This is a genomic window from Streptomyces sp. NBC_01017, from assembly GCF_045162795.1.
Lineage (GTDB): Bacteria > Actinomycetota > Actinomycetes > Streptomycetales > Streptomycetaceae > Streptomyces > Streptomyces machairae.
On sequence record NZ_CP108683.1, the window covers coordinates 2,097,369 to 2,120,258 of the forward strand.

Genomic DNA, 22,890 nt, shown 5'->3' on the forward strand with positions numbered 1-22,890 from the left:
GACAGCCTCAGCTCCGCTCCGGCACCACGAACTCGCACCACACCGCTTTGCCGCCGCCGCGCGCCTCCACGCCCCACACGTCCGTGAGCAGGTCGACGAGGAGCAGACCCCGGCCGGAGACGCCCGACTCCCCCGCCTCGCGGCGGCGCGGCAGGGCACTGGAGGAGTCCTCGACCTCGACCCGCAGCCGGCGGTCGGAGCCGGTGAGGACCCGCAGGGTCACGACGGCCGCGCCCTCGGTGTGCATCAGGGCGTTGGTGATCAGCTCGTCGGCGACCAGCTCGATCTCGTCGGCCCGGTCCTCGGCGCCCCAGGCGCGCACGGCGGCGCGGATCATGTGCCGGGCGCCGGTGAGGGCCTCGGGGTCACCGGGGGCGACATGCTGCTGGAGGCGGCCGCCGGCCTGCGGGGCGTCCAGGACTCGGCGGCGCAGCAGGAGCAGGGCCACGTCGTCGTCACCGCCGCGTTCCTCGGCGACGTCGATGAGGAGGTCCGCGAGATCCCGTACGTCGTTCGGGCCGGTCGCGATGAGCGCGGTCAGGGTCTGCATGCCGTCGTCGAGGTCGGCGCCGGGCTGTTCGACCAGGCCGTCGGTGCACAGCAGGAGGGTGTGGTCGGAGTCCAGTTCGATGGTGCTCACCGGGTATTCGAGCCGCCCGAACTCCGCCGACAGGCCGAGCGGCAGCCCGCCCTCCACCGCGACGCGTCGGCAGGCGCCGCCCGGTTCCCGGAGCAGGGGGTCGATATGCCCGGCCCGGACCACCTGCACGACTCCGGTGGACAGGTCGGCCTCCGCGTACAGGCAGGTCGCGAAGCGGTCGGTGTCCAGTTCGTGCAGGAACACGGAGGCGCGGGCCATCACCGTGGCCGGGGTGTGTCCCTCGGCGGCGTAGGCGCGCAGGACGATGCGCAACTGGCCCATGACGGCGGCGGCGTGGGTGTCGTGGCCCTGGACGTCGCCGATGACGGCGCCGACCCGGCCGCCCGGCAGCGGGATCAGGTCGTACCAGTCGCCGCCGATGTCCCGGCCGAGCGAGGCGGAACGGTAGCGGACGGCGACGTCGGCGCCGGGCACGCTGGGGATGGTGCGGGGCAGCATGGCCTGCTGGAGGCCGGTGGCGAGGTCCTTCTCCTGCTCGTAGAACATGGCCCGCTGAAGGCTCTGCGCGATGCTGCTGCCGAGGGCGACGAGCACGTTGCGCTCCTCGGTGGTGAAGCCGCTCCGGTCGCTGTAGAGCAGTCCGATGGCTCCGATCGGCCGGGCCTGTGCGATCAGCGGCATGTAGGCGGCGGCCGTGATGTTCAGGTCCGTGATGTTCGGCCAGAGGATCGGATAGCGCTCCGCGAACTCCTCCGGCGACTCGATGAAACGTGGGCTGAGGGTTCGTACGACCTCGCTCATCGGGTACTGCTCGTCGATCCGGGTGACCATGGTGCCGGGCACGAAGCTGCCCGCGGGTCCCTCGGCGACCAGCCGGATACGTCCGGCCTCGACCAGGCCCATGACCAGGCTGGTGGCGCCCAGGTGGGTGATGCCGTGGGTGTCCTTGAGGACGTCGATGACGTCCTGGACGGTGCGGGCGTGGGCGAGGGCGGCCGTGGTGACCTGGACGACGCTGGTCTGCTGACGACGCGCCTCGTGCTCGGCCGCCTGCTCGCGCCGCTCCTCGCTCTCGGCGAGTTCGTCGGTGGCGTCCCGGACGATGCCGATGATGCGGCGGGGGCGGCCCGTCTCGTCGCGGCGGATGTAGCCCTGGGTGTGGGTCCAGCGCAGGGTGCCGTCGCGGCAGCGGATGCGGAAGTAGGCGCCGTAGTTCTCGCTGCCGTCCTTCAGGGCCTTGGAGACCATGCCGTCCAGTCGGTAGGCCTCGGGGCGCGGCACCCGGATCGCCAGGCTCTCGGGCTTTCCGTCGTATTCGTCGGGGCGCACGTCGAAGACCTCGTGGGCCTGGGCGTCCATGTGGAACACCCCGGAGTCCAGGTCCCAGTCGAAGCTGCCCATGCGATTGAGCGCCAGGATCGGATCCGGGTGGGCGGGCCAGTCGTCCGGGAGTGACAGGGCGCTCGCTCCCCGATCAACCATGGGGCCACCTTGCCAGGATTTGCCGGATTCTTCGACCGGGGCGACGGAACTGCCCTTGCCCGATTCCATGACCATGTTCCGGCCTCTGTCAGCCGTTGAAGACGTCGGTCGGGCTGCCGAAGATGCTGCCGCTGGTCCGGTCGGAGGCGCCGGGGATGACGGGCGCGTCGGTGCTGTCGGGGCCGTCGGGAATCAGCCCGGCGCCGTCGGGTGCGTCGGGGGCGTCCGGGACGGCCTGGGGTCCGACTTCCTCCGGGGAGCCGGTGGAGGTCCCCGGCTGCGTGCGGGAGCCGGAGGGGCTGGGCCCGTCGGACGGCTCGGCCGGGCCGGGCGGCTCCGGCGGTGCGGGCGTGCGGCCGGGCTCGGTCGTCGGGGGCGACGCCGTGGCAGTGGCGGTCGGACAGTCGGCGGGGAGGGTGCTGGGCGTGTCCGACGGGGCCCTGGCCGGCCGGCCGTCACTGGTCCGGGGCGCGGCGGTGGCGGTCGGAGTCACGCAGTCGGCCGGCGACTCGGGCGGGGAGGTGCGCCCACCGGACGGAGGCGCACTCCCGTCCTCGGGGAACGCGCTGACGTCACCGCGCGGGCCGCTGTCGTGCGGAGTCGGAACCACCGGCTTCGGCGGCCGCACGGCGTGGTCGCGGTGATGGCCTTGATGACCGATCGGCCGTTCGATCCAGGTGTTGTCGACGACGTTGATGATCGTGATGTTGGTGATCATCCGGATCGTCGGGGCCACCACGACCACCTGGCTCGGCCGGTACCCGGACCAGGCCCGGCCGCTGGTGCCCGGGGTGCCGTGCGGGTCGACGGGCGGGGCGAGCGGGTTGCCGCAGGCACAGCGGACGCGGGGCACACCGTGGTGGTCGACGAGGACGGCGGTGCCCGCCTGGAGGACGGACTGGTAGCCGGTTCCCATGCCGTCGCGGAACCCGTGGTTGGTGACCCGGGTGTCGGCACGCAGGACGACCGAGGTCAGCCCGCGCAGATGGGCGGGGATCGACGCCTGGGGGATGCCCGCCGCCTGGGCGAAGACGCGGGCCTTGGCACGGTCGGAGGTGAGCTGGTCGATCTGCCGCCGGACGTCACAGCTTCCGGCGCCCTGGGTGCCGCCGTACAGGCCGGGTGTCTCGCCGGACAGGGGCTGGAGCCCGGTCCGCCCCGAGTGCGCCGGCCTCGGCGTCCGGGTGATGGGCGACGGGGTGGCGGTCGACGTGGCCGTGGAGTCGGTGAACGGGTCCGGCCCCTGGTCGGCGACGGGCTGGAGGAAGAGCTTGCCGCCCGTGTCCGCGTCCTCGTCGCCGGCGACACCGCAGCCGGTGGCGACGAGCGCCGCCGAGAGCGCGCAGGCCGTGACGAGGGTTCGGGTGGGTGTCCGCACCACGTCCTCCCCCGGTCATCGGAGATCATCAGAAATTTCGTCCCTAATTGTCTGCTTCACTCACTCGGGTTACGCAAGCGGAGAGGTGGTATACGGAGAGTCACAAGGGTCGCCGGGCGCGACAATGGAGAGAGGAGGGGCACGGCCGTGGACTGGTTCACCGCACCGGACTACTGGACGAGCCGGCTGGTCTTCCAGCGGGCTCTGGCCGGTGTGTATCTCGTCGCCTTCCTGACGGCGGCGCTGCAGTTCCGCGCGCTCATGGGCGAGCGCGGCATGCTGCCCGTGCCCCGCTTCGTCGAGCGGGTGCCCTTCAAAACCGCCCCGAGCCTGTTCCAACTCCACTACTCGGACCGGTTCTTCGCGGCCTGTGCCTGGTCGGGCTGTGCGGTGTCGGTGGCGCTGCTCGCCGGGCTGGACTCCGTGGTGCCGCTGTGGGGCGCCATGCTGCTGTGGCTGGTCCCTTGGGCGCTGTATCTGTCGATCGTGAACGTCGGCCAGACCTGGTACTCGTTCGGCTGGGAGTCGTTGCTGCTGGAGGTCGGCTTCCTGGCCGTCTTCCTGGGCAACGACGAGGTGGCGCCGCCGGTCGTGGTGCTGTTCCTGCTGCGCTGGATCCTGTTCCGCGTCGAGTTCGGCGCGGGCCTGATCAAGATGCGCGGCGACGCCTGCTGGCGGAAGCTGACGTGCCTGGACCACCACCACGAGACCCAGCCGATGCCGGGCCCGCTGAGCTGGTTCTTCCACCATCTGCCGAGGCCTGTGCACCGGGTCGAGGTGGCTGCCAACCACGTCACCCAACTCGTGGTGCCGGTCCTCCTCTTCACCCCCCAGCCGATCGCCACGGCCGCCGCCGCGCTGATGGTCCTCACCCAGCTGTGGCTGGTCCTGTCAGGCAACTTCTCCTGGCTGAACTGGATCACCATCGTGCTGGCCCTGTCGGCGATCCGGTTCCCGAGCGATCCGCCGTCCGTGCCCGAGGCGCCGCTGTGGTACGTGATCGTGGTCCTCGCGGTCGCCGTGCTCCTCGTCGGCCTGAGCTACCACCCGGTCGCGAACATGATCTCCCGCCGCCAGATCATGAACCGCTCCTTCGACCCGCTCCACCTGGTCAACACCTACGGCGCGTTCGGCAGTGTCAGCAGGGTCCGGTACGAGGTGGTGATCGAGGGCACCGCCGACGACGTTCCGCGAGAGGACTCGGACTGGCGGGAGTACGAGTTCAAGGGCAAACCCGGTGATCCGCGGCGCTGGCCTCGGCAGTTCGCGCCATACCACCTACGGCTGGACTGGCTGATGTGGTTCGCCGCGCTGTCACCCGCATACGCCGGTTCGTGGTTCGGCGCACTGGTGGAGCGGCTGCTGGAGAACGACCGCGACACGCTGAAGCTGCTGCGCCGCTCGCCGTTCCCGCCGGACGCGCCGCCCCGCCATGTCCGCGCCCGCCTCTTCCGCTACCGCTACACGACCTGGCGCGAGCTGCGGGAGACGGGCGCGTGCTGGGAGCGGACCTTTGTACGGGAGTATCTGCCGCCGACGCGCCTGGCGGGCGTGGCTCAGAGGTCGTAGACGCGGGTGGCGGTCGTTTCGAAGATGTGCGTGCGATCGTCCGAGCCGGTCAACTCCTGTGCTGTGGCGAGTACTTGACCGTACGGCGCCGCCAGTGTGCACACCGGCCAGTCCGAGCCGAACATCAGCCGCCGCGGGCCGAAGGCCTCCAGCACCACATCGGCGTACGGGCGCAGGTCGTCGACGGTCCAGGAGACCAGGTCGGCTTCGGTGACCATGCCGGAGAGCTTGCAGACGGTGTTGGGGAGTGCGGCGAGGGCACGGACGTCGGACGTCCAGGGCTCGCGGGCGCCGGACGCGATGGGGGGCTTGCCCATGTGATCCAGGACGAAGGTGAGTTCGGGCAGGGAGGCGGCCGCCTTGGTGCAGGCGGGCAGCTGGTGGGGCAGAACCACGAGGTCGTAGACCAGCCCCGCCTCCGCCACGGCGGCCAGTCCGCGCCGTACGTCCGCACGCAGCAGCCACTCCGCATCGGGCTCGCCCTGCACCTGATGGCGGATGCCCTTCAGGTACCGGCCGCCGGGCAGCTCCCGCAGCCGGGCCAGTTCCTCGGCGGCGTCCGGGCGGGTGAGGTCGGTCCAGCCGACGACGCCCGCGATCAGCTCGTGCTCGGCGGCGAGGGCGAGGAACTCCGGGGTCTCCTCGGCGACCGTGACCGTCTGGACGAGAACGGTACGGTCGACTCCCGCGGCCCGGGCCTCGGAGGCGAGGTCGTCGACCGTGAAGTTCCTTCTCAGCGGCTGGAGTTCGGGTCCCGTGATCCAGTCCTGGTCGCGCACCGACAGGTCCCAGACGTGGTGGTGGGCGTCGACGATCGTCACGGCAGCTCCCACACGACGGGCAGCCCGGCGTCCGCGCCCTCGTCGGAGTAGTCGTGCACCACGTCGAGCAGCTGGGCCATGCGGGCCTGCCAGGCCACGTTGACCGGCAGTTTCTCCAGCTCGGCGAGGAGGCGGCCGTAGTCCTCGCACTCCAGGACGTGGAAGAGGTCGGTGCCGCTGCGCCAGATCGTCCAGGAGGTGGCGCCGGCGGCACGGATCGCGTCCGTGAGCTCGGCCGGCACCTCCCGGTGAGCGGCCTCGTACTCGGCGACGCGGTCCGCGCGGACCTTGGTGTGCAGGGCGACTCTCATGACGGCTCCTCGGTGACCAGGAGTCCGGTGTCCCGTAGCTCCTGCCAAAAGGCCGCGGGGACCGGTGTGGCGAACTGATCGACGCAGTCGTGGACTTCGTCGGCCGAGCGGGCGCCCACCAGAACGCTCGCCACCGCCGGATGGGCCATGCAGAAGGCCAGCGCGGCGGCGCGCAGGGTGATGCCGTGGCGCCGCGCGACCTCCTTCATGCGTACGGCCCGGTCCAGCAGGTCGGTCGGTGCCTCGGCGTAGTTGTACGTCGCCCCCGGCTTGGGATCCGCGAGCAGGCCCGAGTTGAAGGCACCGCCGATCACCACGGACACGCCTCGCTCCACGGCTGCGGGCAGCAGGTCCGTGAGCGCGCTCTGGTCGAGCAGCGTGTAGCGGCCCGCGCACAGCACCACGTCGACATCCGTGTCGCGGACGAAGCGGGTGAGCATCTCCGCCTGGTTCATGCCCGCGCCGATCGCGCCGACCACACCCTCCGAGCGGAGCTTCTCCAGGGCCGGGTAGCCCTCCCGGAAGGCCTGCTCGGCGTGGTCGTCGGGGTCGTGGAGGTAGACGATGTCGACACGGTCGAGACCGAGCCGTTCCAGGCCGGCGTCCAGGGTGCGTCGTACGCCGTCCGCGCTGAAGTCCCAGACGCGGCGGTACGTGGCGGGAACGGCGAAGCCGTTCGCCAGGTCGTCGCCGGCATCGGCCTGTGGTTCCAGGCGGCGGCCCACCTTGGTGGAGACCGTGTACTCCGCGCGCGGGTGCTCGCGCAGGGCCGCGCCGAGGCGGCGCTCGGACAGCCCGAGGCCGTAGTGGGGTGCGGTGTCGTAGTAGCGGATGCCGCGCTGCCAGGCGGCGGACACCGCCTCGTGCGCCTGCTCGTCGGTGACCTGGGTGTAGAGGTTGCCGATGACGGCGGCTCCGAAGCCGAGTCCCCGGGGGATGGTCACTGGCTCACCGGCCGCAGGCGCAGGCCCTGCATGCCGCCGTCGACGGCGAGGGCGGTACCGGTGGTGGCGCCGGAGAGCGGGCTCGCCAGGTAGGCGACGGCGCCCGCGACCTCGGCGGCCGAGACGAGGCGGCCGGTGGGCTGACGGGCCTCCAGCGCGGTGCGTTCGGCGGCGGGGTCGGAGGCCGCGTCGAGCAGGCGGCCGACCCAGGGGGTGTCGACCGTGCCGGGGTTGACGCAGTTGACGCGGATGCCCTCGCGGACGTGGTCGGCGGCCATGGCGAGGGTGAGTGAGTACACGGCGCCCTTGGTCGCGCTGTACAGCGCACGCTGCGGCAGCCCGGCCGTGGCGGCGATGGAGCAGGTGTTGACGATCGCCGCGTGCGAGGACTCCCGCAGCTGAGGCAGAGCGGCGCGGGCCACCCGGACCATGCCGACGACGTTGACGTCGAGGACCCGGTGCCACTCGGCGTCGTCGTTGTCCTCGACGGTGCCCTGCGCGCCGATGCCGGCGTTGTTGACCACCACGTCCAGTCCGCCGAGGTCCGCCACGGCGGCCGCCACGGCCTCGCGCACGGACGCGTCGTCGGTGACGTCGGCGCGGAAGGCGAGCAGTGGCTTCTCGACGGAGGACGGGTCCAGGTCCAGTACGGCGACCTGGGCGCCACGCGCGGCGAGGAGTTCGGCCGTGGCCCGGCCGATACCGGAGGCGCCTCCCGTCACCAGCGCCTTGAGACCGTCGAAGTCGCTCATGCCGCGTGCCCCTTCTTCTGCGTCTGGAGGTCGGCGGCCCAGAAGGCGCCGTCCGGGAACGTGTAGCGCTCGATCGACTCGGGCCGCATGGCGGCGGAGAAGCCCGGCGCGGTGGGTGCCGTGTAGTGACCTTCCCTGATGACCACCGGGTCGAGGAAGTGGTCGTGCAGATGGTCGACGTACTCGATGACGCGGTCCTCGGTGGTGCCGGTGACGGCCACGTAGTCGTACATCGACAGGTGCTGGACGAGTTCGCACAGGCCGACGCCGCCCGCGTGCGGGCAGACCGGGACGCCGAACTTGGCGGCGAGCAGCAGGATGGCGAGGTTCTCGTTGACGCCGCCGACGCGGGCCGCGTCGATCTGGACGACATCCAGGGCGCCGGCCTGGAGGAGCTGCTTGAAGACGACCCTGTTCTGCACGTGCTCGCCGGTGGCCACCTTCACCGGGGCGACGGCCTCGCGGACGGCCGCGTGGCCGAGGACGTCGTCGGGGCTGGTGGGCTCCTCGATCCAGTACGGGTCGAACTCGGCGAGGGCCTTGGTCCAGCGAATCGCCTCGGCCACGTCCCAGCGCTGGTTGGCGTCGATCGCCATGCGGACGTCCGGCCCGACGGCCGAGCGGGCGACACGGCAGCGCCGTACGTCGTCCTCCAGGTCGGCGCCGACCTTCAGCTTGATCTGCCGGAAGCCGTCGGCGACGGCCTCGGCGGCGAGGCGGCTGAGCTTGTCGTCGTCGTACCCGAGCCAGCCGGCGGAGGTGGTGTAGGCGGGGTAGCCGCGCTCCAGCAGCCGGGCCGTGTGCTCCTCGGCTCCCTCCCGGCCCCGGCGCAGGATGGCCAGCGCCTCCTCGGGGGTGAGCGCGTCGGTGAGGTACCGGAAGTCGATCTGGCGGACGATCCACTCCGGGTCGGCGTCGGCGAGCAGGCGCCACAGGGGCTTGTCGGCGCGCTTGGCGGCCAGGTCCCACACGGCGTTCATGACGGCGCCGATCGCCATGTGCATCACGCCCTTCTCGGGGCCGAGCCAGCGCAGCTGGCTGTCGCCGATCAGGTCGCGGTTCAGGGTCCCCGGGTCGGCGCACAGCTCCTCGACGGGCCGGCCCACGACGTGTCCGCGCAGCGCCTCGATCGCGGCGACCTGGACCTCGTTGCCCCGCCCGATGGTGAAGGTGAATCCGTGCCCCGCGTGCCCGTCCGTCCCGTCGGTGCGCAGCACGACGTAGGCGGCCGAGTAGTCCGGGTCCGGGTTCATCGCGTCGGAGCCGTCGAGCTCGCGCGAGGTGGGGAAGCGGATGTCATAGGTGTCGAGCGCGGTCACGCGGACGGGGGGACCGGGGGTCGGGGACACAGAGGGCCTTTCGGTCGATGGTGGGGACGGCGCCGGGTCAGTCCTGCGCACGGCCCGTCGTCACGCGGGCGATCATGAGGGCGACCAGGATGATTCCGCCGTAGATGGCCTGGATCCAGAACGACGGGACCTGGGCGAGGGTGAGCAGGTTCTGGACGACACCCAGGAGGAGTACGCCGGTCAGGGCGCCGAACATGGTGCCCCGCCCGCCGTCGAGGCTGATGCCGCCGATCACCGCGGCCGCGAACACCGTGAAGATCATGTTGTTGCCCTGGTTGGCGCTGATCGCCCCGACGTAGCCGGTCTGGATGATCCCGCCGACGGCCGCGAGCGTGCCCGCCACGACGAACACGCCGAGCATCACGCGCTCGACCCGGATGCCGGCCGCGCGGGCGGCGTCCGCGTTGCCGCCGATGGCGTACAGGGCGCGCCCGATGCGGTGGTACTTCAGCACGAACCCGGTGATCGCGAAGGCTGCCGCCGCGAGCCACACCGACATCGGGATGCCGATGAAGGTCGTGGTGGCGAGGGAGTAGAAGCTGTCGGGCATGCCGAACAGCGTCTTGCCCTTGGTCGCGCCGACCAGCAGCCCGCGCAGGACGATCAGCATCGCGAGCGTCACGATGAACGCGTTGAGCTTGAACTTGACGACCAGGACGCCGTTGAAGGCCCCGACGGCCGCGCCGACCACGAGGACCGCCAACAGCGAGAGGACGGCGGGGAGTTCGGTGCCCCAGCCGGACTGGGCGGCGGGCAGCACGAGGAGCGCTCCGACGGCGGGTGCGATGCCGACCACCGACTCCAGCGACAGGTCGAACTTGCCGGTGATGAGGACCAGCGACTCGGCCAGCACGACCATCGCAAGGGCGGCGGAGGCGCCGAGGATCGAGATCAGGTTGCGTTCGGTGAGAAACGAGTCATTGACGACCGCGCCGAGCACCAGAAGGAGCAACAGGGCCGGGACCAGGGCGAGTTCGCGGGCACGGCGGAGCAGGACCGTCCTGGCGGCACGGGCGTCCGGCACCTTGACGGGCAGGGCCGGTGGAGCCTTGGTGTCAGCCATTGTTGTCCACTCCTTCGATGGAGGCGATCAGCTCGTGGTCGCGCCAGCCCGCCGGGTGCTCGGCGACGACACGGCCGTGGAACAGGACGAGGACGCGGTCGCAACGGCGCAGGTCGTCGAGTTCGTCGGAGACGACGAGTACGGAGGTGCCGTCCTCGCGGGCGCTGTCCATGCGGGCGAGCAGGGACTCCTTGGACTTCACGTCGACGCCGGCGGTGGGGTTGATCAGCACGAGCAGACGGGGGTCGGAGGCGAGGGCGCGGGCCATGACGACCTTCTGCGCGTTGCCGCCGGACAGGTCGGAGACGGGCTGTTCGGGACCCTCGGTGTGGATGTCGAGACGGTCGATGAGGGCGTTGGCAAAGCCGCGCTTGCGTTCGGTCCCGACGAAGCCGAAGCGGCCGAGCCGGTCGAGGACGCTCATGGTGGCGTTGTCGCCGATGGTCATGCCGGCGACCAGGCCCTGGTCGTGCCGGTCGCGCGGCACACAGGCGACGCCCGCCTTGAGGGCGGCCTGCACGTCGCCGAACGGGAGCCGCTCACCGTCCAGTTGGGCACTCCCCCCGGTCGGGGTGTGCAGTCCCGCGAAGGACTCGGCGAGCTGGATCTTGCCACTGCCGCTGATCCCGGCGAGTCCGACGACCTCGCCGCGGCGGACGGTGAGGTCGATGTTCCGGAACGCCGGTGAGGTGAGCCCGCGGGCTTCGAGCAGGACGGGGGCGTCGTGGTCGATGTCCCTCGGGTCCACGGCCTGTTCGGCGATGGTCTCCAGCGACTCCCCCGCCATGGCCTCCACCAGCGCCCGGCGCGGGAGTTCGGCGACCGGTGCGGTGGTGATCCAGCGGGCGTCCCGCAGGACCGTGACGGTCTGGCAGACCTCGTACACCTCCTGGAGGTGGTGCGAGATGAACAGGAAGGTGACCCCGGAGTCCTGGAGCGCCCGCATCCGTGTGAACAGCCGCTCGATCTCGCGGTTGTCGAGCTGGGCGGTGGGCTCGTCGAGGATGATGAAGCGGGCGCCGAAGCTCAACGCCCGGGCGATCTCGACCATTTGGCGGTCCTCGACCTTGAGGTCGGCGGTGCGGGCCTCGGGGTCGACGTGGACGTCCCAGGTGGCGAGGAGTTGGGCGGCCTCGGCGCGCAGCTTGCGCCAGCTGATGAAGCCGCGCTGAAGGGGCTGGCGGTTGATGAACAGGTTCTCGGCGACCGTCAGCTCGGGGACGACGGTGGGCTTCTGGTAGACGCAGGCCACCTTGCGTCGCCAGGCGTCCCGGTCGGCCGGCGCGGGCGCGGGTTCGCCGTCGAAGCGGACCTCGCCCTCGTCGGCCGCCTGGAGGCCGGTGAGGATGTTGACCAGGGTCGACTTGCCGGCACCGTTGCGGCCGACGAGGGCGTGGGACTCACCGGGCACGACGGTGAGCCGGCCGTCGGAGAGGGCGGTGGTGGGCCCGTAGCGCTTGACGATGTCGCGCGCCTCGACGAGGGGTGTGATCACGGCCGTACTCATTTGACCGTGTTGCCCCAGAGCTTGGGGTCTTCGACGTTGTCCTTGGTGACCAGCGGGGCGGGCAGCTGGTCCTCCAGGATGCCGCTGGGGAGTTTGACGATGGTCGAGTCGTGGTCCGTCGGACCGGGCTTGAAGGTCTTCCCCTCCATCGCCGCCTTGATGTAGTACATGCCGTACTTCGCGTACAGGTCGGCGGGCTGGGAGACGGTCGCGTCGATCTCGCCCTTGCGGATGGCGTCGAACTCCTGCGGGATGCCGTCGTTGGAGACGATGGTGATGTGGCCCGACTGGCCGGCCTTCTTCAGCATCCCCTTGGACTTGAGGGTCTGGATGGTCGGCGCGAGGTAGACGCCGCCGGCCTGCATGTAGATGCCCTTGAGGTCAGGGTTGGCGTTCAGGAGGGTGTCCAGCTTGGAGGCCGCGGTGTCGGACTCCCACTTGGCCGGTATCTCCAGGACCTTCAGCTTGGGGAAGTTCTTCTTCACGCAGGCTCGGAACGCCTCCGAGCGGTCGCGGCCGTTGACCGAGGCGAGGTCGCCCATGATCTGTACGACCTTGCCGGAGGGGATCTGCTCGCCGAGGTACTGGCAGGCCTTCTCGCCGTAGGCCACGTTGTCGGCGCGCACCACCATCGCGACCTTGCCCTTGTCGGGCGCCACGTCGACGGCGACCACCGGCACGCCCTTGCGCTCCGCCTGGTCGAGGCCCGCTTCGATGGCCGCGCTGTCCAGCGGGGCGACGACGAGGCCCTTCACGCCCTGGTTGAGCTGGTTGTTGATGTCGGTGATCTGCTGGGAGGGGTCACTGTTGGAGTTGACCGTCTTGAGCGCCTCGACGCCTTCGGAGTCGGCCATCTTCGGCACATAGTCGTTGTACGACTGCCAGAACGGCGAGGTCAGCAGGGGCAGGATCACCCCGACCTTGCCGCTGCCGCCGCCTTCGGCGCTCGCGGCGCCGGTGTCCTTGGTGCTGCCGCACGCGGCGAGCACGAGACAGGCGCCGACCGCTGCGGCCACCGCTTTGCCCCTCCGCGAACTGTTCTGCTTCCGCGCTGTCGTGCCGTGCATCTGGCCGTGCATCTGGCGGCTCCTCGTTGAGCGTGTTCGAGCAGATGCCCGCATATTTATCAGACCACTTCGCCGACGCAACACCCTTCGGAGGCAGTTTTTCGGCGTTTCCAGCCGTAGTGGTCGGACCAACCTGGTGATTACACTGCGGCTCACCGGGCCCGCTCAGGCGCCTCGGGCGACGGGAGGAACGGCGTGGAAGACGAGACAGCCCCGCAGAAGGGCACCGTGACGCAGCGCGCCCTGGAGCAGATCAAGGCGATGATCGCCGAGGGGCGGCTGGAGCCCGGCCAGCGCCTGCCGACCGAACGCGATCTGGCGGTCCAGCTCGGCATCTCCCGCAGCTCGATGCGCGAGGCGATCCGCGCACTGACCGTGCTGGGGGTGCTGGAGGCCCGGCACGGTTCGGGCATCTACGTCACCCAGTTGGAGGCCGGCGACCTGCTGGAGACGTTCGGCGTGGTCGCCGACCTCTCCCGGGGTCCGCGTCTCGTGGAGCTGCTGGAGGTGCGCCGCATCCTGGAGTCGACGGCGACGGCGCTGGCCGCGGCGCGCATCACGCCGGACCAGCTCGCCGAGGTCGAGAAGCATCTGACGGCGATGAACGCCACGGAGGACCCCGAGGAGATCCTCGCCCACGACCTGGCCTTCCACCGCGTGATCGCGGCCGCCGCCGGCAACGACACCATGGCCGCGATCCTGGAGGGACTGTCCTCCCGTACCTTCCGGGCCCGTGTCTGGCGCGGCTACCAGGAGGAGGGCGCCTTCACCCGCACCCGCCGCGAACACGCCGCGATCCACCGCGCCCTGGTGGCCCACGATCCGGAGGCGGCCAGGGCCGCGGCGGCCGCACACGTGGGCGAGGTGGAGCAGTGGCTGCGGACGCAGCTGGGCGGCTGATCGCCGCCCGGACGCGCCCGCGCCGTTCGCTACGGCTTCACGTCGAAACCGTGCTCCCGTCCGAGCGTCTCCAGTGACGCCCGGCCGGGGATGCCGTCGGCGTCATCGCCGGTGAGGCCGCAGCGGCGCTGCCAGGCTGCGTAGGCCGCCACGGTCGTCGTGCCGAAGTGGCCGTCCGCGAGGTTCGGTGCGAGGAGGCCCTCCGCGACGAGCGCCTGCTCCACGATCTTCACGCCCGGGTAGGACACCGGCGTGCCCGACGCGGTCGGGTCGTGCAGGGCCGCGGCGACCGCTTTCGACACGTCGATCACCGGCCGCGGTGCGGGATCGGGCGGCGAACCACCTGGCCGCGGCGCGCCCTGCTGCACCCACGCGTACAGGTGGGCGCCGGGGCACGCCGTGGCGAGGCCGTCGCGGTGTCCCTTGATCTCGCTGCCGGCACCGTGCTGCCGCAGCAGCTCGATGCCGTCGCGGATCGCGCCGAGCATCGCGTCCGTCGGCTCGGTGAGCCCCTCGTCGCCGACCAGGCCCATGATCGCGTAGTGGCCGCGGTTCAGGTCCTGGTTCCCGTTCGCCCCGGTGCGCTTGCCGAGGCCGCGGCCCTCCAGGAGACGGCCGTGCGGGCAGGCACCGTAGTTGTAGGCGATGTCCGAGTAGTTCTCCTTCTTGTTCGCCAGGTGGTCGACTCGGATCTTCTTCCACTGGGCGATGCAGAGATCGTGGTCTTCGAGGAGCTGCAGGCTGACCGGCGCGCCTTCGTAATGGACTTTCACGCCCTTGGTCGATGTCTGCGTGGGTGCGGCGGATGCGGGCCAGCCCAGCTGGGCTCGCGTGACGAGCTTCAAGAGTGCCTCCAAGGCGCACATGGGACGCCGAATCGCCTTGATTCTGAGGCCGGTTGCCGCCCGCCACGCGATGCCGCGCCGCCGTTCACCCGTCAGTGGACCGCAGTCCGCCCCAGCCGCAACGTCACCAGTTCGAAGGGGCGAAGGCGCAGGGTGACACGACGGCCGTCGTACGACGGTGTCTGAGGCAGCGGGCGTTCCAGCAGGTCCGTCGCCGCGACGTCCGCGACGTCGAAGTCCGCCGCCAGCGTGGCCCGCACCCGGCCGCCGTGGGCCTCGTGGAGCCGCACCACCACATCTCCGCTGCCGTCGTCGGCCAGCTTGACGGCCGTGACCACGACTGCGTCCCGGTCCACCGTCACCAGCGGCGCCACCTCCCGCGCGCCGGTGACCGAACGCTCCGGGAGGTTGATCCGCCAGCCCTCGCGCACCGCGTCCCCGATGCCCGCGCCCGGCACCAGGGCGTGCCGGAAGCGGTGGACGCCCTGGTCGGTCTCGGGGTCCGGGAAGCGGGGGGCGCGCAGGAGGGACACCCGGACCGTGGTGGTCGTGCCGCGGTCGCCGTCGGTGCGGACGGTGCGGGTCACGTCGTGGCCGTACGTCGAGTCGTTGACGACGGCGACGCCCCAGCCCGGCTCCTCCAGGTGCACGAACCGGTGGTTGCAGGCCTCGAACTTGGCCGCCTCCCAGGACGTGTTGGTGTGCGTGGGCCGGTGGAAGTGCCCGAACTGGGTCTCGGACGCGTACCTTTCGGCGTGCACGTCGAGCGGGAAGGCGAGCTTCAGGAACTTCTCCGTCTCGTGCCAGTCCACCTCGGTGTCCACCACCAGCCGCCGCTCCCCGGGCGCGAGGGACAGCAGTTGGGTGACGCGGGAGTCGCCGAAGGACCGCACGATGCGCACGCCCTCCCCCGCGGGGGCGATCTCGTCGAGGTCGGTCAGGTCGGTGACGGTGTTGCGGTAGAACTCGTCGACGTCCCAGGCGTCCCACATGTTCGGGAAGTCAGGGTGCAGCTGGAGGAGGCCCGCGGCCCCGCCGGGCGCGATCGTCTCGCGGTCGGCGTCGAGGTCGTACGCCGACACGACCAGGCCCCGTGCGTCGATCTCGACGCGCAGCAGGCCGTTGTCGAGGACGAAACCGCCGTCCGGGCGGGGCGCGAGCGCCGTGCGGCCCTCGGTCGCCGGGGGTCGTGCGCCGCCCGCCGGTACGCCCTCGCGCGGGTGCGGGGCGGAGTTGAAGACGAGCTCGGTCTCGCCCTCGCCCGCCAGTGCGCGCTGGGCCGACTCGATGATCGCGGTCAGCTCGCCCGCGAGGCGCTCGTACGTGGCGCGTGCCTCGCGGTGCACCCACGCGATGGACGAGCCGGGCAGGATGTCGTGGAACTGGTGCAGCAGAACCGTCTTCCAGATGCGGTCCAACTCCTCGTACGGGTAGGGGACTCCGGTGCGTACGGCGGCAGTCGCGGCCCACAGTTCCGCCTCGCGCAGAAGGTGTTCGCTGCGGCGGTTGCCCTGCTTCGTCCTGGCCTGGCTGGTGAGGGTGGCGCGGTGGAGTTCGAGGTAGAGCTCGCCGACCCAGACCGGTGGGTTCGCGTACTCGGCCTCGGCCTTCTCGAAGAACTCCGCCGGGGTCTCCCAGACCACGGTCGCCGAGCCTTCGAGGTCCCGCAGCCGCGCGGCCTTCGCGACCATCTCGCGGGTGGTGCCGCCGCCTCCGTCGCCCCAGCCCGTCGGGGCGAGGGAGTGCCGGGCGACGCCCTTGTCCTTGAAGTTGCGGGCCGCGTGGGCGATCTCGCTGCCCTTCATGGAGCAGTTGTAGGTGTCGACGGGCGGGAAATGGGTGAAGATCCGGGTGCCGTCGATGCCCTCCCACTGGAAGGTGTGATGCGGGAACTTGTTCGTCTGTGACCAGGAAATCTTCTGCGTCAGCAGCCACTTGGAGCCCGCGGCCCTGATGATCTGCGGCAGCCCGGCGGCGAAACCGAACGTGTCCGGCAGCCACGCCTCGTCGTTCTCGACGCCGAACTCGTCGAGGAAGAACCGCTTGCCGTGCACGAACTGCCGGGCCATCGCCTCCGAGCCCGGCATGTTGGTGTCCGACTCGACCCACATCCCGCCGGCCGGCACGAACCGCCCGTCCGCCACCGCCTTCTTCACCCGCGCCCACACCTCGGGCCGGTGCTCCTTCACCCACGCCCACTGCTGGGCCTGCGACATGGCGAAGACGAAGTCGGGCTCGTCCTCGATCAGCGCGGTCATGTTGGAGGTCGTACGGGCCACCTTGCGCACGGTCTCGCGCAGCGGCCACAGCCACGCCGAGTCGATGTGCGCGTGCCCGACGGCGCTGATGCGGTGGGCGGACGGCACGGCGGGCGTGGCCAGGACACCGGCCAGCCGTTCCCGCGCCCGCGCCGCCGTGCCGCCCACGTCCTGGAGGTCGATCGTGTCGAGGGCCTGGTCCACCGCCCGCAGGATGTCCCAGCGCCGCGCGGACTCCACCGGCAGCTCGGCCATCAGCTCACCGAGCACCTCCAGGTCGATGACCAGCTGCCAGACGTTCTCGTCGAGGACGGCGAGGTCCATGCGGGTCAGCGTGTACTGGGGTTCGCTGCCGGCGGTGTCCTTGTCGCCCAACTGCGTGGGCACGAAGGGGTGGTAGTCCAGGATGACCGGGTTGGAGGCCGCCTCGATGTGCAGCCGCACCTGCTCCCCGCCCTCGACGGGGGCACCGACGCGCACCCACTGGTTGCGCGGGTTGAGGCCCTTCACCGGGGTGCCGTCGGGCCGGTGGACGAGGCCCTCGCACTGGAAGCCGGGCATGTTCTCGTCGAACCCGAGGTCGAGCAGTGCCTCGACGGTCTTCCCGGCCCACGCCTCGGGCACGGTCCCGGTGACCCGGAACCAGCTGGTGCCCCAGGGAGCACCCCACCGCGCCCCGACCTCGATCGGCTCGGGTTCGGCCGCGAGTCCCTCGGCGACCGGCACCGGTTCGCCGGGCGCATGCCACACCGCGACGTCCAGCGGCACGGACTCGGGGTACACGGCGGGGCGGATGCGCTCGTCGAGGACGCGCTTGAGGCGGGCTTCGACCAGGCTGCGGTCGTCATGCATGCGGGGTGCTCCAAGGGTGAGGGCGGTTACCAGGTGTGTGTCACGGTCACGGGAGCCGACGAGGTGTAGAGCTCCCCTACGGCACGCAGTTCCAACCGTGTGGCCTGCTCCCCCTGTTCGGGTTGCAGGCCGGCGACGAAGTAGGCCGGCTGACAGGTGCCGCCGAGGAAGCGCCGGGTGCCGTCGGGGAGGAGGCGGTGCAGGGTGTGGTGGCGTACGTCGCCGGAGCCGGGGTTCCACGCGAGGCGCAGGTCTCCGCCGGACGCCGCGGTGATCCGGAATCCGGTCGGCGCCGCCGGCGTGACGACGGCCCCCCGGACGGCGATACCGCCCAGCCGCCACTTCACGGGCCCGCCCGTCGCGGTGAGCCGGACGCCGATCGCGTGCGCGGTGCCGGTCAGACCTGCGAGCCGTACGGTCGAGGTCCGCCATGTGCTGCCCGAGTCCACGGGGAAGTACGTGTACGGCGGTGTCGCGCCCGGACTGCTCGGCTCGGCCGTGGCCACCGCCAGCTCGACCTTGACGCTGCCCGTGTCGGTCCGGTGCGTCAGCTCGACCACCGTGTCGGCGGTGATCGGCAGGCGTGTCGCGTAAGCGTCCACGACCGCCGGCTCGTCCAGTTCACCGTCGACGAGCACGCTGCTCCCGCCGCGCCACGCGTCGGCGAAGTCGAGCGTCACGGCGGGGCGCTGTCCGTCGGTGTGCACGACCCAGCGCCGGGACGGCAGCCGGTCCTGGAGGCCCAGATGGTTCCACGGCTTGTCCGACGTCACCTTCCCGTCCTCGTACCACCGCAGCCCGTGCCCGGTGTTGAACACGCTCGCGAACGGGAGCGCCGTGACCGTCGAGCGGTCGGCGACCGACACGGCCGGTGCGCGCCAGACGTCGGTGCCGTCCGGCCGGGACGGGTCCAGTGAGCGCCCCGTCCAGAAGCGGTCGTCGGCGGCGTGGAACGCCTCCGGCCCGCGGCCGTCCGCGGGCAGGTGGTTGCGTGTCCACTCGGGCCGGTAGAAGCCGACCGACACGACGTGCGCCTTGTCGCGGGGCACGATCGCGTCCCAGTTCACGGACGAGTTCCAGCCGTTCGACTCGACGTCGACACCCGCCCACAACTCGTAGCGGCTGCGGCCCAGTTGCCCGGCCCGCTGACCGGACGAGGTCAGCTTCGCGGCCGTCCACCGGAAGTCGACGAACATGTCGTCGGCCGCCTGGAAGAACGCCTCGTTCTGGGAGTTGAGCGCGCCCTGCCAGCTCACGGACCCGTTCACGGTCATCGAGTCGTACCAGGTCACGCGCTGGCCCTTGGCCTTGGCGAGGGTCTTCAGCTCGCGCATGAAGCCCAGCATCGCCGAACCCAGCGCGCTGTCCCCGCCGCTGGTCTCTGCGTTCACGAACCACCCGTCGAACCCGTACGCGTCCGCGACCGCGACCAGCCGTTCGGCGAGCGGATACCGCCCGGCCGCGTCCTTCTGCACCAGGTCTCGGGTCCACTGCAGCTGCCCGCCGTAGGCGACGGGCGGCAGGAAGATGTTGCCGAGGACGGGCACCCCGTGCCGGTGAGCGGCGTCGACGACCGGCGCGTTCGGCGCGAGGATCAGCCCCTCCCCCGACGAGCCGCCCCAGAAGACCAGCTCGTCGATGTACGCCCAGTGGGTGAGGGCGTAGTAGTCGGCGGTGGTCGCGCCCTGCGAGGGGTTGCCGGCGGTGGGGCCGAAGGACACCAGGGACTGGATACGGGCCTGGCCCGCGCGGGCGGTCGAGTTCACCGGCGTCGGCGTGAAGCGCGGGGCGAGCGGCACGGTCGAAGCGTTGAAGGCGAGGTCCGTGTCGTCGGCCGGACGCCAGGACTTCAGGCTGCGCCAGGCGATGCCGGTGCCCGGGGTGCCGGAGGGCAGCGAGTCCGGGTACCAGTACGAGGCGTACGGCTGGAGCGCGGCGGCCTTGGGCGCGCGGGAACTCGGGGCGGCGGCCGCCGGTAGCGAGGGCAGCAGTGCGGCCGTGGCGCCGGCGAGCAGGACGGTGCGTCTGGTGGGGTTCACGAGCGGGTTCCTCCTTGGAGACCTTGTGGGGCGGGGAGTACCTGATCGGGAGTGACGACTTCGGTGATGCCGCGGGCGGCCAGCTGGTCCCGGTCGCCTGCACGGGTGTCGAGGACCGTGGTGGGGCGGGCGCCGTCGGCGGTGAGCCGGAAGAAGGCGTTGAAGACGGGGCCGCCGGGGGCGCAGGCCGAGCGGACGGCTGGGTCGGCCGGGACGACGAGGGCGGTGGTGCGAGGCGCGGGCGCGGGCACCGGTGCACTCGCGGCGCGGGCCAGCACGTGCGCCGCGTCCTTCGGTTTCCGGTCGTTGGTCAGCAGGCCGAGCCCGTATTCGAGCCCGGGGAAGTCGGCCAGCTCACGGGACACGTCGTGCGAGCACCACCAGGTGATGCCCCACAGGTCGGGGCAGTCCAGGGCGTTCGCGACGGTCGCCTCGGTGAAGGCGGCGGCGTGCTCGGGCGGGACGAGGGGCGCGGGCGCGCCGACCTCCTGGAGCCAGACGGGACGGCGCGGGTCGCCGGCCCAGGCCTTGCTCAGCTCGACGAGGTACGCGGCGTGGTGCTCGGTCGGGACGGAGATACGGCCGTGGCGTTGGGCGGTGCCGTTGAAGACCCAGGAGTGCACGGCCGTGACGGCGCCGTGCCGGGCGGCCTGCGCGGGCGTGAACGGCTGGTCGTCCTGGTACCAGGTGGCGTCGTACTCGGCGTGCAGGTGCAGCCGCCCGGGGGCGCCCTCCTCGCAGGCGGCGAGCATGCGCGTCAGCCAGCGGTCGATCTCCTCCTCGGTCGCCCGGTCGGGGTCGGGATGCGGGCCCGCCGAGAACTGGTTGACCTCGTTGCCGAGGGTCATGCCGAGAAAGTTGGGGCGGTCGGTGAGGGCGGCGGCGAGGGTGCGCAGGTAGGCGGCCTGGCCGTCGAGGACGTCCGGGTCGGTGAAGAGGTTGCGGCGGTGCCAGGTCCGGGTCCAGGCAGGCAGGAAGTCGAAGCTGCTCAAGTGACCTTGCAGACCGTCCACGTTGACGTCGAGGCCGCGTTCCGCGGCGGCGTCGACGAGCTGGACCAGCTGCTCGACGGCGCGGCCACGGATCAGGGTGCGGTTCGGCTGGAAGTACGGCCACAACGGGAACACCCGCACGTGGTCGAGGCCCAGCGCCGCGATGGAGTCGAGGTCGGCGCGTACGGAGTCGAGGTCGAAGTCGAGCCAGTGGTGGAACCACCCGACGCTTGGGGTGTAGTTGACGCCGAAGCGCACGGCAGAAGGCATGCGTGTCCTTGTGACGGAGGTGCGACGGAGGGGCGACGGAGGTACGGACGGCCGGCTCAGCGGGTCAGCCCTTGACGGCGCCCTCCCCGACACCCCGGAAGAAGTACCGCTGGAGACAGGCGAAGAGGGCGATCAGCGGCGCCACGGCGATGATCGTGCCCGCGGCGACGAGGCGTTCGTCGTTGGCGAAGGTGCCGTGCAGATAGTTGAGCCCGATGGTCAGCGTGAACTTGGACGGGTCGCTCAGCACGATGAGCGGCCACAGGAAGTCGTCCCAGGCACCCATGAAGGCGAAGATCGCGACGACGGCAAGAGTCCCCTTCACCGACGGCACCGCGATGCGCAGGAACCGCTGCCAGACGTTGGCGCCGTCGACGTAGGCCGCCTCCTCGATCTCGTACGGCAGGTTGAGGAAGGCGTTGCGCATCAGCAGGACGTTCAGGGCGCTGATGCAGCCGGGCAGCACGACGCCGATGAGGGTGTTGTTGAGGCCGAGTTCCCGCATCGTCGTGAACTGGGCGATGATGATGCCCTCCACGGGCACGAGCATCGCGAGGATGAACGCGAGCGTGGCCGCGCGGCGGCCCCGGTAGCGCAGCCGGGCGAGGGCGTAGCCGGCGAGTGCCGCGCCGACGCAGTTGGTCACGACGTTGGCGGTGGCGACCTTCAGCGAGTTGAGGGCGTAGTCCCAGACGGGGATGGTCTCGGCGACCCGCTCGTAGTTGTGCAGGGTGGGATCGCCGGGCAGGAACTTCGGCGGGGAGCTGAAGATGTCCTCGGTGGGGCCCTTGAGCGAGGTCGACAGCTGCCAGAGGAACGGGCCGACGGTGAGGGCGAGCACGCCGAGCAGCAGCAGGTAGCGCAGGGCGAGTTCCCATACGCGGACGCGGCGGCCGTGCTCGTCGGTGACGCGGGGTTCGCGAGCGCCGGCCGACGGCTTGACCTTCGCCTTCGCGGCGGGCCGTACCTTCTCCAGGACGGTCATGATTCGTCCTTCCGGTCCGCGCGCAGCACGAGCAGCATCAGGGCGACGGTGACGACGAACACGACGACCGAGATGGCGGAGGCGTAGCCGACGCGGCCGGTCAGGCCGGTGCCGGTGCGCTGGACGAGCATCACGAGGGTGGTGTCCTCGCCCGCCGGGCCGCCGCTCGGGCCGGCCATCAGGTACACCTCGGAGAACACCTTGAACGCGGCGACCGACGACAGCGCCCCGACCAGCACCATGGTGGAGCGGACGGCGGGCACGGTGACCGTGAGGAACCGGCGGATCGCGCCCGCTCCGTCCACGGCGGCGGCCTCGTGCAGTTCACGGGGCACGTTGGCGAGCGCGGCCAGATAAATGATCATGTAGTAGCCGAGGCCCTTCCAGACCGTCACGGCCATGGCGCTCAGCAGGAGCAGCCACTGGTCGCTGAGGAAGCCGACCCGGCCGACACCGATCGTCTCCAGGAGCGAGTTCACCAGACCCCGCTCGTCCAGCAGCCACACCCAGATCAGTCCGACCACGACGATCGAGGCGACGACCGGGGTGTAGAAGGCGGACCGGAAGAAGGTGATGCCGGGGATGTTCTTCTGCACCAGCAGCGCGAGCAGCAGGGGCAGGACGACGAGGGCGGGGACGACTCCGACGACGTAGAGCGTGCTGTTGCGCAGGCCGATCCAGAACATGTCGTCGCCGAGCAGCTCGCGGAAGTTGGCGAGGCCCACGTACTCGCCCGGGATCAGCGTGCGGCGGTCGGTGAAGGCGTTGACCAGCGTGGAGACGAACGGGTACAGGATGAAGGCGCCGATGATCAGCAGGCCCGGGGCGGCGAACAGCCAAGGACTGGTGGGCAGTTGGCGCCGCACCCGGAAGACACGAGGGACAGCCGAGCTCGCCATGACGGC

The 22,890-nt window shown here is 71.2% G+C and carries 18 protein-coding genes; 2 read left to right on the plus strand and 16 right to left on the minus strand.

The window, feature by feature from the left end:
• Positions 1-7: 7 nt before the first annotated feature.
• Both OG331_RS09795 and OG331_RS09800 read right to left on the minus strand, forming a co-directional pair.
• Positions 8-2,083 carry a SpoIIE family protein phosphatase gene (locus tag OG331_RS09795; RefSeq protein ID WP_406194033.1) on the minus strand — a complete coding sequence of 692 codons (2,076 nt, stop codon included), beginning with the start codon at positions 2,081-2,083 and terminating at the stop codon, positions 8-10.
• A gap of 88 nt (positions 2,084-2,171) precedes the next feature.
• Entirely contained in the window at positions 2,172-3,461 is a 1,290-nt protein-coding gene (locus tag OG331_RS09800) for a DUF6777 domain-containing protein (protein WP_406194035.1), read from the minus strand.
• Between the two features lie 147 nt (positions 3,462-3,608).
• Between OG331_RS09800 and OG331_RS09805 the strand changes: the two genes are divergently transcribed.
• Entirely contained in the window at positions 3,609-5,030 is a 1,422-nt protein-coding gene (locus OG331_RS09805) for a lipase maturation factor family protein (RefSeq protein ID WP_406194037.1), read from the plus strand.
• On the opposite strand, the gene OG331_RS09810 is transcribed toward OG331_RS09805, so the two are convergent.
• The 8 genes from OG331_RS09810 to OG331_RS09845 are packed head-to-tail and all read right to left on the minus strand — an operon-like array spanning position 5,018 to position 12,844.
• Positions 5,018-5,851, minus strand: a complete 834-nt coding sequence (locus tag OG331_RS09810) for an amidohydrolase family protein (protein ID WP_406194039.1) — start codon at positions 5,849-5,851, stop codon at positions 5,018-5,020. The genes OG331_RS09805 and OG331_RS09810 overlap by 13 nt on opposite strands.
• Positions 5,848-6,162: an L-rhamnose mutarotase gene (locus OG331_RS09815; protein ID WP_406194041.1), complete on the minus strand. Its 315-nt coding sequence runs from the start codon at positions 6,160-6,162 to the stop codon at positions 5,848-5,850. The genes OG331_RS09810 and OG331_RS09815 overlap by 4 nt, the downstream gene beginning before the upstream one ends.
• Positions 6,159-7,106, minus strand: coding sequence for an aldo/keto reductase (locus OG331_RS09820; protein ID WP_406194043.1), 948 nt, complete (start codon positions 7,104-7,106; stop codon positions 6,159-6,161). The genes OG331_RS09815 and OG331_RS09820 overlap by 4 nt, the downstream gene beginning before the upstream one ends.
• Positions 7,103-7,858 carry an SDR family NAD(P)-dependent oxidoreductase gene (locus OG331_RS09825; RefSeq protein WP_406194045.1) on the minus strand — a complete coding sequence of 252 codons (756 nt, stop codon included), beginning with the start codon at positions 7,856-7,858 and terminating at the stop codon, positions 7,103-7,105. The genes OG331_RS09820 and OG331_RS09825 overlap by 4 nt, the downstream gene beginning before the upstream one ends.
• Positions 7,855-9,207 (minus strand): L-fuconate dehydratase, encoded by a 1,353-nt coding sequence (locus OG331_RS09830; RefSeq protein ID WP_406194047.1) that lies wholly within the window; start codon positions 9,205-9,207, stop codon positions 7,855-7,857. The genes OG331_RS09825 and OG331_RS09830 overlap by 4 nt, the downstream gene beginning before the upstream one ends.
• Before the next feature lie 37 nt (positions 9,208-9,244).
• The gene (locus OG331_RS09835) at positions 9,245-10,270 is read right to left on the minus strand and encodes an ABC transporter permease (protein ID WP_406194049.1); all 1,026 of its coding nucleotides are present in this window, start codon (positions 10,268-10,270) and stop codon (positions 9,245-9,247) included.
• A complete protein-coding gene (locus OG331_RS09840; protein ID WP_406194051.1) occupies positions 10,263-11,777 on the minus strand; it encodes a sugar ABC transporter ATP-binding protein in 1,515 nt (504 codons plus the stop codon). Before OG331_RS09840 ends, OG331_RS09835 begins: the two co-directional genes overlap by 8 nt.
• Positions 11,774-12,844: a sugar ABC transporter substrate-binding protein gene (locus OG331_RS09845; protein WP_406209879.1), complete on the minus strand. Its 1,071-nt coding sequence runs from the start codon at positions 12,842-12,844 to the stop codon at positions 11,774-11,776. Before OG331_RS09845 ends, OG331_RS09840 begins: the two co-directional genes overlap by 4 nt.
• 195 nt (positions 12,845-13,039) lie before the next feature.
• On the opposite strand from OG331_RS09845, the gene OG331_RS09850 reads away from it, so the two are divergent.
• The gene (locus tag OG331_RS09850) at positions 13,040-13,744 is read left to right on the plus strand and encodes a FadR/GntR family transcriptional regulator (protein ID WP_369274936.1); all 705 of its coding nucleotides are present in this window, start codon (positions 13,040-13,042) and stop codon (positions 13,742-13,744) included.
• A gap of 29 nt (positions 13,745-13,773) precedes the next feature.
• Here OG331_RS09850 and OG331_RS09855 read toward each other — a convergent pair whose 3' ends face one another.
• From OG331_RS09855 to OG331_RS09880, 6 genes are all read right to left on the minus strand, one after another.
• On the minus strand, positions 13,774-14,589 hold the full coding sequence (locus OG331_RS09855) for an N-acetylmuramoyl-L-alanine amidase (RefSeq protein ID WP_406194053.1): 816 nt from the start codon (positions 14,587-14,589) through the stop codon (positions 13,774-13,776).
• Positions 14,590-14,681: 92 nt separating this feature from the next.
• Positions 14,682-17,699, minus strand: a complete 3,018-nt coding sequence (locus tag OG331_RS09860; protein ID WP_406194055.1) for an alpha-mannosidase — start codon at positions 17,697-17,699, stop codon at positions 14,682-14,684.
• 26 nt (positions 17,700-17,725) lie between these two features.
• Positions 17,726-19,738 (minus strand): endo-beta-N-acetylglucosaminidase, encoded by a 2,013-nt coding sequence (locus OG331_RS09865; RefSeq protein ID WP_406194057.1) that lies wholly within the window; start codon positions 19,736-19,738, stop codon positions 17,726-17,728.
• A complete protein-coding gene (locus OG331_RS09870; RefSeq protein ID WP_406194059.1) occupies positions 19,735-21,000 on the minus strand; it encodes a glycosyl hydrolase in 1,266 nt (421 codons plus the stop codon). Before OG331_RS09870 ends, OG331_RS09865 begins: the two co-directional genes overlap by 4 nt.
• 64 nt (positions 21,001-21,064) lie before the next feature.
• Positions 21,065-21,985, minus strand: a complete 921-nt coding sequence (locus tag OG331_RS09875; protein WP_365052952.1) for a carbohydrate ABC transporter permease — start codon at positions 21,983-21,985, stop codon at positions 21,065-21,067.
• Positions 21,982-22,884, minus strand: a complete 903-nt coding sequence (locus OG331_RS09880) for a carbohydrate ABC transporter permease (protein WP_406194061.1) — start codon at positions 22,882-22,884, stop codon at positions 21,982-21,984. Before OG331_RS09880 ends, OG331_RS09875 begins: the two co-directional genes overlap by 4 nt.
• Positions 22,885-22,890: the final 6 nt, after the last annotated feature.

What these genes read in the sequence shown, in the direction of transcription:
- OG331_RS09815 (WP_406194041.1), bottom strand. Translation starts at nt 6,162, where the DNA reads ATGAGAGTCGCCCTGCACACCAAGGTCCGCGCGGACCGCGTCGCCGAG.
- OG331_RS09880 (WP_406194061.1), bottom strand. Translation starts at nt 22,884, where the DNA reads ATGGCGAGCTCGGCTGTCCCTCGTGTCTTCCGGGTGCGGCGCCAACTG.
- OG331_RS09845 (WP_406209879.1), bottom strand. Translation starts at nt 12,844, where the DNA reads ATGCACGGCACGACAGCGCGGAAGCAGAACAGTTCGCGGAGGGGCAAA.
- OG331_RS09840 (WP_406194051.1), bottom strand. Translation starts at nt 11,777, where the DNA reads ATGAGTACGGCCGTGATCACACCCCTCGTCGAGGCGCGCGACATCGTC.
- OG331_RS09870 (WP_406194059.1), bottom strand. Translation starts at nt 21,000, where the DNA reads ATGCCTTCTGCCGTGCGCTTCGGCGTCAACTACACCCCAAGCGTCGGG.
- OG331_RS09835 (WP_406194049.1), bottom strand. Translation starts at nt 10,270, where the DNA reads ATGGCTGACACCAAGGCTCCACCGGCCCTGCCCGTCAAGGTGCCGGAC.
- OG331_RS09825 (WP_406194045.1), bottom strand. Translation starts at nt 7,858, where the DNA reads ATGAGCGACTTCGACGGTCTCAAGGCGCTGGTGACGGGAGGCGCCTCC.
- OG331_RS09860 (WP_406194055.1), bottom strand. Translation starts at nt 17,699, where the DNA reads ATGCATGACGACCGCAGCCTGGTCGAAGCCCGCCTCAAGCGCGTCCTC.
- OG331_RS09795 (WP_406194033.1), bottom strand. Translation starts at nt 2,083, where the DNA reads ATGGTTGATCGGGGAGCGAGCGCCCTGTCACTCCCGGACGACTGGCCC.
- OG331_RS09875 (WP_365052952.1), bottom strand. Translation starts at nt 21,985, where the DNA reads ATGACCGTCCTGGAGAAGGTACGGCCCGCCGCGAAGGCGAAGGTCAAG.